Origin of the sequence: Geodermatophilus sp. CPCC 205506 (assembly GCF_051383635.1) — a bacterium.
Classification (GTDB): Bacteria; Actinomycetota; Actinomycetes; order Mycobacteriales; family Geodermatophilaceae; genus Geodermatophilus.
Genome location: NZ_JALPKP010000004.1, coordinates 41024 through 56481, shown reverse-complemented (window position 1 = coordinate 56481; position 15458 = coordinate 41024). Strand labels below are relative to the sequence as shown.

The window sequence follows — 15458 nt, the reverse complement described above, 5'->3', positions numbered from 1 at the left end:
TCGGCGGCGTGGCCGACACGCACCCCCCGGAGCTCGCCGCGCCGCTGGCCGAGCGCCTGCGGGCCCGCGGCCTGCGGCTGACCAGCCAGCGCCAGCGGGTGCTGGCCGCCGTCGCGTCGCTCGAGCACGCCACCCCCGAGGCGATCGGCGCGAAGCTGCGCGAGGAGGCCGGGCCCGGCGGAGCCGCCCCGGACACGTCGACGGTGTACCGCAACCTCGAGCTGCTCGAGCGGCTCGGTCTGGTCTGGCACACCCACCTGGGCAAGGGTGCGCCGGTCTACCACGCCGCCCAGCACCCGCACCTGCACGTGGTCTGCCAGGGCTGCGGAGAGGTCTCCTCGGTCGACCCGGCGCTGCTCGACGGCGCGGCGGAACGTCTGGCCGCCGACCTGGGTTTCCAGCTGGACGTGGGGCACGTCGCGCTGTCCGGGACGTGCCGCGCGTGCCGCGAACGAGCTGGACAGGAGAAGTCATGACCACCCCGAGCCCCCTGCTGTCCCGACCCGGCGCCGTGCCGGCGGAGGCCGGTTCCGTCCCGGTCCACTACGGCAGCCCCCTGCGCGAGCAGCGGGAGCTGGCCGAGGGTGCCGGTCTGGTCGACCGCTCCGACCGCGACGTGCTCGTGATCCCCGGCGCCGACCGGCTGACCTGGCTACACAGCCTCACCAGCCAGCACCTCGACCGGCTGGCCGACGGCACCGGCGCCGAGGCGCTGGTGCTCTCCCCGCAGGGGCACGTCGAGCACCACCTCGTCCTCACCGACCTGGGCGGCACCACCTGGGCCGACGTCGAGCCCGGCACCGGCCAGGAGCTGCAGACCTTCCTCGACCGGATGCGGTTCATGCTCCGCGTCGAGCCCGCCCTGGTGACCGCCGACTGGGCGCTGCTGTCGCTGGCCGGGCCGCGGAGCGACGACGTGCTGGCCGCGGCCGGGCTGCCGGTCCCCGCGGCGCCGTACGCGGTGCTCGCCCTGGACGGCGGCGGCTGGGTGCGCCGGATGCCGCCGATCGGGGACGGTTCCGCCGTCGTCGACCTGCTGGTGCCGCGGACCGACGTCGCCGCCCGCGCCGACGCGCTGCTGGCCGCGGGCGCCGCCCTCGCCGGGCTCGACGCCTTCGAGGCGCTGCGCGTGGAGGCCCGCCGGCCGCGGTTCGGCGTGGACAGCGACCACCGCACCATCCCCAACGAGACCGGCTGGCTGACCAGTGCCGTCCACCTCGACAAGGGCTGCTACCGCGGGCAGGAGACCGTCGCGCGGGTGCACAACCTCGGCCGGCCGCCGCGCCGGCTGGTGCTCCTGCACCTGGACGGGCTGAGCGAGCAGCTGCCCGCGCCGGGCACGCCGGTGCTCGCCGGCGCCCGCGAGGTGGGCCGGGTCGGCACCGTCGTCCGGCACCACGACCTCGGTGTCGTCGCGCTGGCGCTGGTCAAGCAGTCGGTGAAGCAGGACGCCGAGCTGATGGTGGGTGGCGCGCAGGCCGCGATCGACCCCGACGACGCGCCCGTCGCGGTGGACGACACCCTGGCCGCGGCCCGGGAGCGGGTGAAGGCCGTCCGGTCTGCGACCATTCCGCGAGCGTGACGCGCGAGTGAGCATCGCAGCGAGCGCCGGCGAGCGAGGAGCGGAGCGAGTGCGGAACCGAGCCCAGGTGCACGACCGGTGAGCTCCGGCACGCTGATCACGGTCGCCCCGACGGGGGCGGAGTCGGCGAAGGCCGACGTCCCGGCGCTGCCGGTGACCGTCGAGGAGGTCGTCGCCACCGCGCGCGATTGCCAGGCGCTGGGCGCCGCCGTCGTCCACCTGCACATCCGCGACGCCGGCACCCGGCCGACGCTGGAGCTCGACCGGGTGCGCGAGGTCGTCGCCGCCGTGCGCGAGGCGACGGACCTGGTGGTGCAGCTGTCCACCGGCGGCGCGGTGACCGACCCGTTCGACGCGCGACTGGCCGTGCTGGACGCCGAGCCGGATGCCGCCTCCCTCTCGCTGGGCACGGTGAACTTCGGCCGCGACGTCTTCAGCAACCCGTGGGACCTCATCGTCGAGCTGCACACCCGGATGCAGCAGCGCGGCATCGTGCCCGAGTACGAGGTCTTCGACCTCGGCCACCTGGCCACCCTCGCCCGGCTGCTGGACGGGTACGGCCCGCCGCACGGCGGGCACGTCCACGTCGACCTGGTCATGGGCGTGCCCGGCGGGATGCCCGGGACGACGCAGGCCCTCGCCGCCTGCCTGCCGCACCTGCCGCCGGGCGCGTCGTTCGCCGCGACCGGCGTCGGGCGGACCTCGCTGCCGGTCATGCTCGCGGCGCTGTCGGCCGGCGGGCACCTGCGGGTCGGCATGGAGGACACGCTCACGTATGCGCCCGGGGAGCCGGTGCGCGACAACGCCCAGCTGGTCGCTCGCGCGGCCGGGCTCGCCCGGATCGCCCAGCGACCGCCGATGAGTACCGGGGACGCCCGCGCGTTCCTCGGCATCGCGCCGCCCGCCCGCACCCGCACGACCGTGGAGGCTCTCCCGTGACCCCCGAACCGACCCCCGCGGGCGGCGCCGCCGTCGACGCGCTGCTCGACCCCGGCTTCCTGGAGGCCGCCGTGCAGCGGCCGATGGCCGACGTCCGCCGGCTGCGCCGCCAGGCCGAGCAGCAGGAGGTCAACCTCTCCTACACCCGCCGGCTGCTGCAGGGCCGGCTGGACATCGTCCGCCGCGAGCTGCAGCGACGGGCCGAGCACGACGGCCGCTCCCTGGTCGACCTGCTGCCGGAGATCCTCGCCGAGAAGGGCCGCGGCCCGGCGCACGGCCTCGGCCGCCACCAGACGGTGCAGCCGGCCGCGCCCGGGGAGTACGAGCACTGGGTCAACGCGCTGACCCCCGGCGTCGACCTCTCCGACGTGACCGGGCTGGCCGAGGCCGACCTCGAGCAGGCCGCCCGGTCCCTGGCCGCCGCCGAGAGCACCCTCTCGGAGCGCCGCCGGGGCGTGCAGCGGGTCATGGACGGCCTCGCCGCCGAGCTCGGCCGCCGGTACCAGAACGGCGAGGCCGACGTCGCCGCGCTGCTGGCCGACGAGGGCCGGCACTGATGAAGGGCCCCCTTGCCCCCCACCACTCGCACGCTCGCGGTGGGGCCCTGCAAGGGGGCCGTTCCAGTACGTCACCTTGGCCGGAGAACCCGGTGCTGGTGGAGGTGTGGCGCTCCGGGTTCCTCGAGTCGGTGCACCGCGGCGCGCTGGTCGTCGTCGGCACCGAGGGGGAGGTGCTCTACTCGGCCGGGGACGTCGACCGCCCGGTGCTGCCGCGCTCGGCGAACAAGCCGGTGCAGGCCACCGCGCTGCTCGCGGCCGGCTGGTCGCCGGGCTCGGGCGAGGAGCTGGCCATCGGCGCGGGCTCGCACTCCGGGGAGGACGGGCACCGCGATCTCGCCGCCGCGGTGCTGGCCGCGGCCGGGCTGGCGCCCGACGACCTGGGCTGCCCGCCCGCCCTGCCGGCGCACGAGCCGACGCGCGCCGCCTGGCTGGCGGCCGGTCGCGAGCCCGAGCGGCTGGCGATGAACTGCTCGGGCAAGCACGCGGCGATGCTGGCCGCCTGCGTGGCGGCGGGCTGGCCCACCGAGGGGTACCTGGACCGCGAGCACCCGCTGCAGCAGGCGATCGAGGCGCGGCTGGGCGAGGCCGCCGGGACGACGGTCGGCGCGGTCGTCGTCGACGGCTGCGGCGCCCCTCAGCACGCGCTGCCGCTGACCGGGCTGGCCCGCGGCGTGGCCGGACTGGTCGAGGCGCCGTCCGGCAGCCGGGACCGGGCGGTGGCCGACGCGATGCGCGCGCACCCGTGGTTCGTGGCCGGCACCGGACGCGAGGACACCGATCTCATGCGGGCCGTCGACGGGCTGCTGGTCAAGGGCGGCGCCGACGGCGTGCACGTGGCGGCCGTCCCCGGGCGCGGGGCGGTCGCCCTCAAGCTGGACGACGGCGGCGAGCGCGGCCGCACCCCGGTGCTGTGCGCCGGCCTGGCCCGGCTGGGCGTGCCGGCGGAGCAGCTGGCGCCCTGGGCGCTGACGCCGGTGGCGGGTGGGGACGGCGTGGTGGGTGAGGTCCGCTCGGCCGCGGCGCTCGGGACTCGAGCCGAACCGGACAGGTGTGAGTGAGCTCACGGATGGGTGCCGGCTCAGCCGCTTGCAGTAGCTAGCACCCCAGGTTAGCGTCGTGAACGTGCAGACACCCGGCGAGTTCGTCCGTGAGCAGGTGACCACCGTCCGCGAGAAGGTGGACCAGCTCGCGGGCACCGTCGTGGAGACCGTCGTCGCCGAGCGCTCCAAGGTCTCGGCGACGAGCTCCCAGGTCGGTGAGTTCATCCGGGAGCAGCGCAGCGCCGCCCGGGTGTCCCTGCGTGAGCTCGCCCGCAGTGCCGGGGTGAGCAACCCGTACCTCTCCCAGGTGGAGCGGGGGCTGCGCAAGCCCTCGGCGGAGATCCTCGCCGCCATCGCCAAGGGCCTGAAGATCTCGGCCGAGACGCTCTACGAGCAGGCCGGGATCCTCGACCGCCGCGCCGGTAACCCCGACACCGTGGCGGCCATCCGGTCCGACCAGTCGCTCTCCGAGCGGCACAAGGCGGTCCTGCTCGAGCTCTACGAGACCTACGTCCGGGAGCACGCGTCGAGCGCGCCGGCGGCCCCCATCACCGCATCCCCGTCCACGTCCAGCCCCTCGAAGGAGTCGGCATGAGCACCACCCAGACCCTGAAGAAGGTCGGCGAGACCGTCGCCGTCCAGAACAAGACCGTCCTGCTGGCCGCCGTCGGCGCCGGTGACCTGGCCGTCGAGCGCGCCCGCGCCGTGGTCGGGACGCTGCGCTCGCGCGCCGAGGCCCTGCCGGGCGAGGCCCAGGTCCAGGTCGACCTGGCCACCAAGGAGGCCCGCGCCAAGGCCGAGGAGGCCGCCGCCCGCGCCCGCAGCGCCGTGCAGTCCGCCCGCACCTCCGCCCAGAACGTCGCCTCCGCCGTCCGCCCGGAGACCGTCGCGAGCACCCTGACCGGCCTGGTCAGCACCGCCCGCACCCAGACGGTCGCCACCATCGAGACCCTCGCGGTCCGCGGTGGCGAGGTCGTCGAGGAGCTGCGCCGCCAGCCGACCTTCCGCAAGGTCGTCTTCCGGGCCGAGCGGGCCGTGGACGCCGTCGAGGACCGCCTCGAGGACGTCCTCGAGGAGACCGCCGAGGCCGTTGCGGAGGCCTCGAACGAGGTCACCTCCGTCGCGCAGAAGACCGCGGCCAAGACCGCCAAGGTCATCGACGCGGCCGAGGAGAAGACCGCGCAGGCCGCCGAGGCAGCCAAGTCCACCGTCGGCGAGGTCGCCGAGACCGCCCCGGCCAAGCCGGTCAAGAAGAGCTCGCCGGCCCGCAAGGCCACCCCGGCGAAGGCCTCGGCCCGCGTGACCCGGGCCCGCACCGCCAAGCCCGCCGACCCGACGGCCGTGCCCGCCAAGAGCACCGACTGACGAAGGACCCCCTGCAGGGGGTCGACAGGGCCCCGGAGCCGCGCGCAGCGCTCCGGGGCCCTGTGCCGTCCTGGGCACCTCCCCGGACCCACCCGAACGGGTGCGCGTGCCCGGGCTGAGCGCAGTCCCGGGGGTACCCTGCCGGGCATGCTGTCCTTCGACGGGGTCATCTACCTGGGCCTGTACTACGGGGCCCTGGCGCTGACCGCCTACGCCCTCGTCGACGCCCTCGTCCGGCCGGCCACCGGCTACGTGGCGGCCGGCAAGCTGACCAAGCCCGCCTGGGCTGCGATCACCGGGCTGGCGACGCTCGTCGTCTTCTGGCAGGGCCCGATGAGCTTCCTGGGGCTGCCGGCGATCATCGCCGCGATCGTCTACCTGGTCGACGTCCGGCCCGCGGTGCGCGGGCTGCGCCGGGGTGGCAGCGGCTGGTGACCCGCCGCTGCGGCGGCCGGTGTCAGTACCCGCGGTCGGCGGGCATGACGACCCACAGCACCAGGTAGGCGATGAACTGCGGGCCGGGCAGGATGCAGGAGAGCACGAACGCCAGGCGCAGGCCGCCGACCGACAGGCCGTAGCGCCGGGCGATCCCCGAGCAGACGCCGGCGATCACCTTGTTGCTCGTGTCGCGACGGAGCGGGAGTCGGGCAGGCGAGGTCATGGCCCGACCCTACGGCCGGCGGGCGCGGGGGCGGGCGGTCCGGGCGACGGCCTCATCGGCTGAACACGCCCTCCGGGGGTTCCGGGGAGGCGACGGCATCGACGTCGTGCACCGGCCGGGACCGGCCGGCGAACCGGTCGAGGTCCGCGCCCTCCACCACGCGGCTGGGCATGGGGTCGGCGGCGCAGCGGCGGGTCAGGGCGGCGATCGGCAGCTCGGCGTCCGAGGCCACCGCCACCAGGTTCCCGAAGCGGCGGCCGCGCAGCGTGCCCGGCTCGGCGAGCAGGCAGACGTGCCCGAAGACGGCGCGCAAGGTGGCGACCTGGACGCGGGCGAAGCGCAGCGGAGGCCCGTCGGCCACGTTGGCCGCGAAGTACCCGCCGGGGCGCAGCACCCGCCGCGCCTGCTGCGCGTACTCGACGCTGGTCAGGTGGGCCGGGGTGCGCGCACCGGCGAAGACGTCGCTGAGCACGACGTCCGCGCTCGCCGTCGGCAGCGCCTCCAGGCCGGCGCGGGCGTCGGCCGCCCGCACGCGCACCCGGGCCCCGCGCGGCAGCGGCAGGTGGGCGCGGACCAGCTCGGTGAGCCGCTCGTCGATCTCCACGACCCGCTGCCGGGACCCGGGCCGGGTCACCGCGACGTAGCGGGGCAGGGTGAGCGCTCCGCCGCCGAGGTGGACGACGTCGAGCGGCCGGCCCTCGTCCGCGGCCAGGTCGAGGACGTGCCCCATCCGGCGCACGTACTCGAACTCCAGGTGGGACGGGTCCTCGAGGTCGATGTGCGACTGCGGCGTCCCCTCGACCATGAGCACCCACGAGCCGTCCCGGTCGGCGTCCCCGAGCAGTTCGGCGGTTCCCCCGTCGACCGGCGTCGGGCCGGGCGGGACCACCGGCTCGGGTCGCGGGTACCGGCTCACACCGGTCATGGTGCCGTGGCGGCCGGGCGTTCCCGCAGCCGCGCCCGGCGGTCAGCCGTCGGTGACAAGTCGGCGACGCACCGTGATCGGCCGCGCGGGTGCCCGCTGTTCGCCTGGGACTCCGCTGTGCGGTGGTGCCGGGGCAGGGCCAGGCTCAGCGGCACCAGAGGGATGTCCGACGGTTCCTGCTGTCCGCCGGACGGAGCTGAGGAGGTCGAGCATGGTCGATCGACGGACGGGCACGGCGGGGAGGACGGCGCGGCGCGTCGCCGCCGCGGGCGCCGGAGGGCTGCTCGTGGCGCTGGCGCTGCCGGCGGGAGCCGCGGTCGCGGGTGGCGGCCACGGGTGCGAGCACGGGGACAACGACAGCTTCGACGAGCTGCTGGAGTGCATGACCGCCGACGGCGTACTGGAGCACCTCGAGGCCTTCCAGAAGATCGCCGACAACAGCACCGACCCCGTCTACCCCGGCACACGGGCCGCCGGCACCGACGGCTATGCCGACAGCGTCGAGTACGTCGCCGGCCTGCTCCGCGAGGCGGGGTACGAGGTGACCCTCGACCCGGTCCAGATCACCTTCAACTTCCCGGCGGAGCTGCGGCAGCTCACGCCCACCGCGGCCGAGTACGAGACCGGCGTCTTCACCGGGAGCGGGTCGGGGCGGATCGAGGCCGGCCAGGTCGTCCCGGTCGACGTCAACCTGGAGGGGGACCGCGCCTCGACCAGCGGCTGCGAGGCCGAGGACTTCGCCGACCTGGACCTCTCCGGTCCCGCCGACATCGCGCTGATCCAGCGCGGCACCTGCAGCTTCGGGCTCAAGGCGCAGAACGCCGACCAGGCGGGCGCCGAGGCGGTCATCGTCTTCAACCAGGGCAACAGCCCCGACCGCGAGGCGCTGTTCATCGGGGACGCCCAGACCCTCGACCTCGAGGGCACGATGCCGGCCACGTACGACATCCCGGTCGTGGGCGCCAGCTTCGCCGAGGGTGTGGCCCTGGCCCAGCCCGGCTCGACCGCGTTCGTGGAGGTGCTGCCCGCGGAGACGCGCACCGACCACAATGTGATCGCCGAGCTGCCGGGGGAGAACCGGGACAACGTCGTCATGGCCGGCGCGCACCTGGACAGCGTCATCGAGGGGCCGGGCATCAACGACAACGGCTCGGGCTCGGCCGCGCTGCTGGAGACGGCGCTGCTGATGGCCGAGGGCGAACACGAGAACACGCTGCGGTTCGGCTGGTGGGCCGCCGAGGAGCAGGGCCTGGTCGGGTCGGCCGACTACGTCGCCGGGTTGTCGCAGGCCGAGCGCGACCGCATCGCGCTGTACATGAACTACGACATGGTCGGTTCGCCGAACTACGTCTTCATGGTCTACGACGCCGACCAGTCGACGTTCCCGGCGCCGGAGGGTGTCCCGATCCCGGAGGGGTCCACCGCCATCGAGGACGTGTACGAGTCGTACTACACGCTCGTCGGCGAGCCGTACGACGACACCGAGTTCTCGGGCCGGAGCGACTACGAGGCATTCATCCTCGCCGGCATCCCCTCGAGCGGGCTCTTCACCGGCGCGGAGGGCATCAAGACCGAGCCGCAGGCGGCGATCTGGGGCGGGACAGCGGGGGAGCAGTACGACCCGTGCTACCACCTGGCCTGCGACACCATCGAGAACCTGGACCGGCACGCGCTCGACGTGAACAGCGACCTCATCGCGTTCGCGATGCTGACGTTCGCGTACTCCACGGAGCCGGTCAACGGCGTCGAGGGCAGGGACCCGCGCGGCGGGCCCGTCGAGCTGCCGGCGCCGGCGGGCCCCGAGGGGACCTTCGTCGAGGCCGGCGGCGGCGCTGCCTCCGGGGCGGTGGCCTGAGCACCCGGTGACCGGCCGGGGGCGGTCGCGCGGCCGCCCCCGGCCGGCGCCTCCTCAGCCGGGCGCGACGGCCGACCAGCGCACGGTCAGCTCGCCGTGCCGCCAGCGGCGGGAGGAGCCGACGAACGGCCACCCCGCGTCGGCGAGGGACTGGACGGCGGCGGTCCAGCGCTGGCGCGGGCCGAACGTGGACAGCCCCGCGGCGGCGGCCCAGGCCCCGTCGAACGCGCGCAGGAACTCGTGCACCGGCCGGCCGGGCACGTTGTGGTGGATCAGCGCCTTGGGCAGCCGCTCGGCGAGGTCGGACGGCCGGTCCAGGTCCGCGACCCGCGCCGCCAGGGTGAGGGTGAGCGGGCCGTCGGCGTCCAGGGCCACCCACGCCGCGCGCCGTCCCCACTCGTCGCAGGTGCCCTCGACCAGCAGGCCGCCGGGACCCAGCGCGGCGCACATCGTCTGCCAGGCGCGGGCCGCGGACTCCTCGTCGTACTGGCGCAGCACGTTGAACGCGCGCACCAGCACCGGCCGCAGCCCGGCCAGCTCGAACCCGCCCACCCGGAAGTCGACCCGCGGCGGATCGCGGTCGGCGGCGACGGCGGCCACCCGCGCGGGATCGATCTCCAGGCCGACCACCTCGAGGCCGGGCACCACCGGACCGAGCCGGCCGGCCAGCTCCAGCGTCGTCACCGCCGAGGAGCCGTAGCCGAGGTCGACGACCAGCGGCCGGGCGGCGTCACGCAGCCGGGGGACCTGGGTGGCCAGCAGCCACCGGTCGATCCGGCGCAGCCGGTTGGCGTTCGTGGTACCGCGGGTGGGCAGCCCCAGCGCCCGCGCGCGGCCCGCCGCCAGCCGCGGGTTGGCCTTCCTCGGGGCGAGGGACGCGCGGCGCTTGTGGTCACCGCCTCCTGCCTCGCTCACCGGTGCGGAGCCTAGTCGCGGTTAGCGTGGGGGCGTGCAGGTCCGACGGAACGCCCGCCTCGCGGAGCTGACGACGCTGGCGGTGGGCGGTCCCGCGGAGCGCCTGGTCGAGGTCACCGACGCCGAGCAGCTGGTCGCCGCGGTCCGCGAGGCCGACGAGGCCGGTCGGCCTCTGCTGCTGCTGGGCGGCGGCTCCAACATCGTCGCGCCCGACGAGGGCTGGCCGGGGGACGTCGTCGCCGTCCGCAGCCGGGGGGTCGAGCGGACCGGGTCGCAGCTGGTGGTCCAGGCCGGCGAGCCGTGGGACGACCTGGTCGCGCACACCGTCGAGCAGGGGCTGGCGGGTATGGAGGCGATGTCGGGCATCCCCGGGTCGACCGGCGCGACGCCCGTGCAGAACGTCGGCGCCTACGGCCAGGAGGTCGCGCAGGTCCTCACCGCCGTCCGCGTCTACGACCGGGCGGAGAAGGCCGAGTACACGCTGAGCCCCGCCGAGTGCGACTTCGCGTACCGCGACAGCCGGCTGAAGCGGCAGCCGGGCCGGTTCGTCGTCCTCGAGGTGTCGTTCGAGCTGCAGCCGGGCGCGGCGTCCCGGCCCGTCGGCTACGCCGAGCTGGCCCGCACGCTGGGCGTGGAGCTCGGCGCGACGGCGCCGCTGGCCGACGTCCGCGCCGCCGTCCTGGCGCTGCGCCGGGGCAAGGGCATGGTGTGGGACCCCGCCGACCCCGACAGCCGCAGCGCCGGCTCCTTCTTCACCAACCCCATCGTCCCGGCGGACCGGGCCGTCGACGGCTGCCCGAACTGGCCGGCCGGCGACGGCCGCGTGAAGCTCAGCGCGGCCTGGCTGGTCCAGCACGCCGGCTTCGGCCGCGGCACCCGCGAGGGCCGGGTCGGGACGTCGTCCCGGCACAGCCTGGCCCTGACGACGGCGGAGGGCGCGACCGCCGCCGAGCTGCTCGCCTTCGCCGACAAGGTCGTGGCCACCGTCGAGGAGCGCTTCGGCGTCACCCTGGAACGCGAGCCGACCGCCGTCCGGCCGTAGGGGCTCCCGCACGTCCCAGGGCGTTGATCATGGGTTTGTTGCTCGCGGACAGGCCGCTGCACGCAGGTCGTCCTGCAACAACCCCATGATCAACGAGAAGGTCGGGGTGAGCGGCGGGGGGCTCAGCCCTCGCGGTGGACCTTGTGCTGGGCGGCCTGGGCGCGGGGGCGGACGACGAGCAGGTCCACGTTGACGTGGTGCGGGCGGGTGAGCGCCCACGCGACGCAGTCGGCGACGTCCTCGGCCACCAACGGCTCGCGCACCCCGCGGTAGACCGACTCCGCCTTCTCCTGGTCGCCGACCCGGTTGAGGGCGAACTCCTCGGTCCGCACCATGCCCGGCGCGATCTCCATGACCCGGACCGGCTGGTCGTACAGCTCCAGCCGCAGCGTCTCGACCAGGGTGTGCACCGCGTGCTTGGCCGCCGTGTAGGACGCCCCGCCCTCGTAGGAGACCAGCCCCGCGGTGGAGCCCATGAACAGCAGGTCGCCGGCGCCGGACGCGATGAGCCTGGGCAGCAGCGCCTTGGTCAGCCGCACCGTGCCGAGCACGTTGACCTCGTAGGTGCGCGCCCAGGAGTCGAGGTCGGCGTCGGCGACCGGCGCCGCGTCGAAGGCCCCACCGGCGTTGTTGACCAGCACGTCCACCCGGTCCAGGGCGCCGGCGAACTGCTCGACCGACGACGGGTCGGTGAGGTCCAGCGGCAGGGCCCGCGCCCCGATCGTCGCGGCCAGCTCGGTCAGCCGGTCGAGCCGCCGGGCCCCCAGGACGACGTCGAAACCCTCGCCCGCCAGGCGCCGCGCGGTGGCCGCACCGATGCCGCTCGAGGCGCCGGTGACGACGGCGGTCCGGCCCGCGCCGGGCGGGCCTGCGGGGGTGGGGGGAGACTGGGGAGCGGGGCCGGGCATGAGGACCATCCTGGCGCTGTTGCAGGATGGGGAGTCGAGCGGGTGCCGTCCGGTGCCCGGAACCGAGGCGGGAGGTCGTACGTGACCGCTCGCCGCCGTCCCTGGTCGGCCGTGCCCCGGCGGGTGGCGACGCTCTCGGTGCACACGAGCCCGCTGGACCAGCCCGGTGCCGGTGACGCCGGTGGCATGAACGTCTACATCGTCGAGGTCTCCCGGCGGCTGGCCGCCCGGGGCATCGAGGTCGACGTCTTCACCCGGGCCACGTCCAGCGACCTCCCCCCGGTGGTCGAGATGAGCCCGGGCGTCACCGTGCGGCACGTCACCGCCGGCCCGTTCGAGGGTCTGGGCAAGGAGGAGCTGCCCGGCCAGCTGTGCGCGTTCACCGCCGCCGTCCTCCGCGAGGAGGCGCAGCACGAGCCGGGCCACTACGACGTCGTCCACTCGCACTACTGGCTGTCGGGCCAGGTGGGCTGGCTGGCCCGCGACCGGTGGAGCGTGCCGCTGATCCACACCGCGCACACGCTGGCCAAGGTGAAGAACGCCGCGCTCGCCGCCGGTGACCGCCCCGAGCCGCGGGCCCGGGTGATCGGCGAGGAGCAGGTCGTCGACGAGGCCGACCGGCTGATCGCCAACACCGACGACGAGGCCCGCCAGCTGGTGGACCACTACGGCGCCGACCCGCGCCGCACCCTCGTCGTCCCGCCCGGCGTCGACCTGGACCGGTTCACCCCCGGCGACCGGACGGCGGCCCGCCGCGCGCTGGGCGTCCCCGCCGACGCCGTCGTGCTGCTCTTCGTCGGCCGCATCCAGCCGCTCAAGGCCCCCGACCTGCTGCTCGAGGCCGCGGCGCGGATGCTCGCCGACGACCCCGCGCTCCGTGACCGGCTCCAGGTGCACGTGATCGGCGCGCCCAGCGGCTCCGGGCTGGAGGCCCCCCGCCAGCTGGAGCAGCTCGCCGCCGAGCTGGGCATCGCCGACCTGGTCCGGTTCCTCCCGCCGCAGCACTCCGAGCGGCTGGCCGAGCACTACCGCGCCGCCGACGTCGCCGTCGTGCCCAGCCACAACGAGTCCTTCGGGCTGGTGGCGCTGGAGGCCCAGGCGTGCGGCACGCCGGTGGTCGCCGCCGCGGTCGGCGGCCTGCGCACCGCCGTGCGCCACGGGGTGTCCGGTCTGCTCGTGGAGGGCAGGGACCCGGCCGACTACGCCGCCGCCATCCGCGCCGTCCTGGCCCGCCGGGAGCTGCTGTCGGCCGGCGCCCGCCGGCACGCCGGCGCGTTCTCGTGGGAGCGCACGGTCGACTCCCTGGTCGGGGCCTACGCCTCCGCCGCCCGCGAGATGGCGTCGGCCGCCCGCCGCGCGGCCGCCAGCGCGGTGCTGCGGCCGGCGCGGGCGCTGGGGACGGTGCGACCGCTGCCCAGCGCCCAGGTGGCCCAGTGAGCGGACAGCGGCGCGAGCATCGCAGCGAGCGCCGTCGAGCGGGGAGCGGAGCGCCCCGCGGGAGCGAACCGGTGGCCCAGTGAGCGGACAGGACGGCGCAGTGAGCAGGGTCGAGGAGCTCGACGACGTCATCGAGGCGACCCTGCGCGAGGCCGAGCTGGCGCACGAGCACCCGGCACCCGGCCGCTGGCTGGTCGACCTGCCCGGCACGAAGAAGCTCAAGACCGTCTGCGGGCTGATCGTCGGTGAGCACGCGCTGCGCGTGGAGGCGTTCGTCTGCCGCCAGCCCGACGAGAACCGCGAGCAGTTGTGGACCTTCCTGCTGCAGCACAACGCCCGGATGTACGGCGTCGCCTACTCGATCGACCGCGTCGGCGACGTCTACCTCACCGGCCGGCTGCCCCACGCGGCGGTCACCCCCGAGGAGCTCGACCGCCTGCTCGGCGCGGTGCTCAGCTACGCCGACGACCACTTCAACACGATGCTCGAGATCGGCTTCGGCACCTCGATCCGCCGCGAGTGGGCGTGGCGGGTCAAGCGCGGGGAGTCCCTGCGCAACCTCGAGGCGTTCGCCGACTTCGCCGACCCCTCGCGCCGGTCCCGCTCCGAGGAGGCCCGGGACGGCGGAGCGTGACGGCGACCGACCGCACTCCCGCCGCGGTCGAGGAGGAACGGCCCGGCCACGACCGCCGCTGGTGGGTGCTGGCGACCATGACGGTCTGCCTGCTCGTGGTGATCATGGGCAACACGACGCTCAACGTCGCGATCCCCAGCCTGCAGCGGGAGCTGGGCGCCACCCAGGGCGAGCTGCAGTGGGCGATCGACGCCTACATCCTCGTCTTCGCCGGCCTGCTCTTCTCCTGGGGTGTGGTCGGTGACCGCATCGGCCGGCGCCGGGTGCTGCTGCTGGGCCTGTCGATCTACACGGCGGCGTCGCTGTTCGGGGCGTTCAGCGGTACCCCGGGTGAGCTGATCCTGTGGCGGGCGGTGATGGGCGTCGGCGGGGCCGCGGTGCAGCCGGCCACCCTCGCCGTCATCACCAACGTCTTCCCGCCGGGAGAGCGCGGCCGCGCGATCGGCATCTGGGCCGGCGCCGCGGGGCTGGCGGTCGCCGCCGGTCCGCTGGCCAGCGGCGCGGTGCTGGAGCACTTCTGGTGGGGCGCGATCTTCCTCATCGCCGTCCCGGTCGCCGTCGTCGGGATCGTGGCCACGCTGCTGGCCGTCCCCGAGTCGCGGGACCCCTCACCGGGTCGGCTCGACGTGCCGGGCGTGCTGCTGTCCATCGTGGCGCTGGCCGGGCTGGTCTACGGGATCATCCACGGCGGGTCCGGCGCGGGCTGGGGCTCACCCGGCGTGCTCGTGCCCCTGCTCGGCGGGCTGGCCCTCCTGGCGCTGTTCGTCTGGCTCCAGGCCCGGTCCACCCACCCCGCGCTCGACGTGACGCTCTTCCGCAACCCGGCCTTCTCCGCCGCCGCGGCCGGCCTCGGGCTGAACTTCTTCGCGCTGATGGGCGCGACCTTCTATCTCGTCTACTACCTGCAGGGCGTGCTCGGCCACGGCCCCCTGGCCAGCGGCGCCGCCCTGATCCCGATGGCCCTGGGCATGGCGGTCATGGCGCCGGGCGGCTCGCGCCTGGCCGAACGCCTCGGCGCCAAGGTCGTCGTCGCCTCCGGCTTCGCGCTCATCACGACAGCCGTGCTGGGCTTCCAGCTGCTCGACCGCGGCTCGCCGCTGTGGCTGCTGCTGGCGATCCTGTCGGTGCAGGGCCTCGGGATGGGGGCGGTGATGGCACCGACGACGGAGTCGATCATGTCCGTCGTCCCGCGGCACAAGGCCGGAGCGGGCGCGGCGGTGAACAACTCGGTGCGCCAGGTCGGCGGCGCGCTCGGGGTGGCCATCCTCGGGTCGCTGCTGGCGGCCTCCTACGCCGGTGCCCTGGGCGACGCCGTCGACGCGCTGCCGGCGGGTGCCCGGGAGGAGGCCAGCACGTCGATCGTGGCGACCCTCGAGGCGGTCGCCGCGGCCGGTGCGGGCGGGGACGCCGACGCGGCCGCGGCCGCCTCCGGGCTGGTCGGGCCCGCGCAGGACGCCTTCGTCACGGCCATGCACCGCACCGCCGTCGGCACCGCCGCGGCGACCGCCGTCGCCGGGGTCGTCGTCCTCGTGTGGCTGCCCGGACGGCGCCGGGCCGCGGCACGGTCGTAGGACGGACGGCGGACCGCCGGTGGG

At 75.6% G+C, this 15458-nt stretch carries 17 protein-coding genes; 13 read left to right on the top strand and 4 right to left on the bottom strand.

The annotated features are described in order from the left end of the window. Window positions 1-8 precede the first annotated feature (8 nt). The 8 genes from MY520_RS03490 to MY520_RS03455 all read left to right on the top strand — a co-directional run bounded on the left by MY520_RS03490 (window position 9) and on the right by MY520_RS03455 (window position 5921). Window positions 9-476 carry a Fur family transcriptional regulator gene (locus tag MY520_RS03490; protein ID WP_436690137.1) on the top strand — a complete coding sequence of 156 codons (468 nt, stop codon included), beginning with the start codon at window positions 9-11 and terminating at the stop codon, window positions 474-476. After that, window positions 473-1582, top strand: a complete 1110-nt coding sequence (ygfZ, locus tag MY520_RS03485; RefSeq protein WP_436690135.1) for a CAF17-like 4Fe-4S cluster assembly/insertion protein YgfZ — start codon at window positions 473-475, stop codon at window positions 1580-1582. Before MY520_RS03490 ends, ygfZ begins: the two co-directional genes overlap by 4 nt. A gap of 78 nt (window positions 1583-1660) precedes the next feature. Continuing rightward, window positions 1661-2521 (top strand): 3-keto-5-aminohexanoate cleavage protein, encoded by an 861-nt coding sequence (locus MY520_RS03480; protein ID WP_436690133.1) that lies wholly within the window; start codon window positions 1661-1663, stop codon window positions 2519-2521. Beyond that, complete coding sequence (locus MY520_RS03475) at window positions 2518-3078, top strand: RsiG family protein (protein ID WP_436690131.1); 561 nt, start codon at window positions 2518-2520, stop codon at window positions 3076-3078. Before MY520_RS03480 ends, MY520_RS03475 begins: the two co-directional genes overlap by 4 nt. 92 nt (window positions 3079-3170) lie before the next feature. Beyond that, on the top strand, window positions 3171-4139 hold the full coding sequence (locus MY520_RS03470; RefSeq protein ID WP_436690129.1) for an asparaginase: 969 nt from the start codon (window positions 3171-3173) through the stop codon (window positions 4137-4139). A gap of 64 nt (window positions 4140-4203) precedes the next feature. Continuing rightward, window positions 4204-4716 carry a helix-turn-helix domain-containing protein gene (locus MY520_RS03465; protein WP_436690127.1) on the top strand — a complete coding sequence of 171 codons (513 nt, stop codon included), beginning with the start codon at window positions 4204-4206 and terminating at the stop codon, window positions 4714-4716. After that, on the top strand, window positions 4713-5486 hold the full coding sequence (locus MY520_RS03460; RefSeq protein WP_436690125.1) for a hypothetical protein: 774 nt from the start codon (window positions 4713-4715) through the stop codon (window positions 5484-5486). Before MY520_RS03465 ends, MY520_RS03460 begins: the two co-directional genes overlap by 4 nt. Before the next feature lie 147 nt (window positions 5487-5633). Continuing rightward, window positions 5634-5921, top strand: a complete 288-nt coding sequence (locus tag MY520_RS03455; RefSeq protein WP_436690123.1) for a DUF2516 family protein — start codon at window positions 5634-5636, stop codon at window positions 5919-5921. A 22-nt stretch (window positions 5922-5943) separates the two neighbouring features. Here the strand turns inward: MY520_RS03455 and MY520_RS03450 are convergent, their stop codons facing one another. Both MY520_RS03450 and MY520_RS03445 read right to left on the bottom strand, forming a co-directional pair. After that, window positions 5944-6147, bottom strand: coding sequence for a PspC domain-containing protein (locus tag MY520_RS03450; RefSeq protein WP_436690121.1), 204 nt, complete (start codon window positions 6145-6147; stop codon window positions 5944-5946). Between the two features lie 52 nt (window positions 6148-6199). Further along, on the bottom strand, window positions 6200-7063 hold the full coding sequence (locus MY520_RS03445; protein WP_436690119.1) for a spermidine synthase: 864 nt from the start codon (window positions 7061-7063) through the stop codon (window positions 6200-6202). 220 nt (window positions 7064-7283) lie between these two features. Here MY520_RS03445 and MY520_RS03440 point away from each other — a divergent pair, with 220 nt between their 5' ends. Further along, window positions 7284-8927 carry a M28 family peptidase gene (locus tag MY520_RS03440; RefSeq protein ID WP_436690117.1) on the top strand — a complete coding sequence of 548 codons (1644 nt, stop codon included), beginning with the start codon at window positions 7284-7286 and terminating at the stop codon, window positions 8925-8927. A 54-nt stretch (window positions 8928-8981) separates the two neighbouring features. Here the strand turns inward: MY520_RS03440 and MY520_RS03435 are convergent, their stop codons facing one another. Further along, window positions 8982-9842, bottom strand: coding sequence for a class I SAM-dependent methyltransferase (locus tag MY520_RS03435; protein ID WP_436690115.1), 861 nt, complete (start codon window positions 9840-9842; stop codon window positions 8982-8984). 34 nt (window positions 9843-9876) lie between these two features. Between MY520_RS03435 and MY520_RS03430 the strand changes: the two genes are divergently transcribed. Continuing rightward, window positions 9877-10884, top strand: coding sequence for a UDP-N-acetylmuramate dehydrogenase (locus MY520_RS03430; protein WP_436690113.1), 1008 nt, complete (start codon window positions 9877-9879; stop codon window positions 10882-10884). Window positions 10885-11006: 122 nt separating this feature from the next. Here MY520_RS03430 and MY520_RS03425 read toward each other — a convergent pair whose 3' ends face one another. Next, complete coding sequence (locus MY520_RS03425; RefSeq protein WP_436690111.1) at window positions 11007-11792, bottom strand: SDR family oxidoreductase; 786 nt, start codon at window positions 11790-11792, stop codon at window positions 11007-11009. An 81-nt stretch (window positions 11793-11873) separates the two neighbouring features. Here MY520_RS03425 and mshA point away from each other — a divergent pair, with 81 nt between their 5' ends. The 3 genes from mshA to MY520_RS03410 all read left to right on the top strand — a co-directional run bounded on the left by mshA (window position 11874) and on the right by MY520_RS03410 (window position 15434). Continuing rightward, window positions 11874-13229: a D-inositol-3-phosphate glycosyltransferase gene (mshA, locus tag MY520_RS03420; protein WP_436690109.1), complete on the top strand. Its 1356-nt coding sequence runs from the start codon at window positions 11874-11876 to the stop codon at window positions 13227-13229. A gap of 100 nt (window positions 13230-13329) precedes the next feature. Further along, a complete protein-coding gene (locus tag MY520_RS03415; protein ID WP_436690107.1) occupies window positions 13330-13863 on the top strand; it encodes a YbjN domain-containing protein in 534 nt (177 codons plus the stop codon). Next, window positions 13860-15434 carry an MFS transporter gene (locus MY520_RS03410; RefSeq protein ID WP_436690105.1) on the top strand — a complete coding sequence of 525 codons (1575 nt, stop codon included), beginning with the start codon at window positions 13860-13862 and terminating at the stop codon, window positions 15432-15434. Before MY520_RS03415 ends, MY520_RS03410 begins: the two co-directional genes overlap by 4 nt. Window positions 15435-15458 lie beyond the last annotated feature (24 nt).

Excerpts from the sequence above, each read along its gene's own strand:
- MY520_RS03450 (WP_436690121.1), bottom strand. The coding sequence starts at position 6,147 with ATGACCTCGCCTGCCCGACTCCCGCTCCGTCGCGACACGAGCAACAAG.
- MY520_RS03425 (WP_436690111.1), bottom strand. The coding sequence starts at position 11,792 with ATGCCCGGCCCCGCTCCCCAGTCTCCCCCCACCCCCGCAGGCCCGCCC.
- MY520_RS03440 (WP_436690117.1), top strand. The coding sequence starts at position 7,284 with ATGGTCGATCGACGGACGGGCACGGCGGGGAGGACGGCGCGGCGCGTC.
- ygfZ (WP_436690135.1), top strand. The coding sequence starts at position 473 with ATGACCACCCCGAGCCCCCTGCTGTCCCGACCCGGCGCCGTGCCGGCG.
- MY520_RS03460 (WP_436690125.1), top strand. The coding sequence starts at position 4,713 with ATGAGCACCACCCAGACCCTGAAGAAGGTCGGCGAGACCGTCGCCGTC.
- MY520_RS03455 (WP_436690123.1), top strand. The coding sequence starts at position 5,634 with ATGCTGTCCTTCGACGGGGTCATCTACCTGGGCCTGTACTACGGGGCC.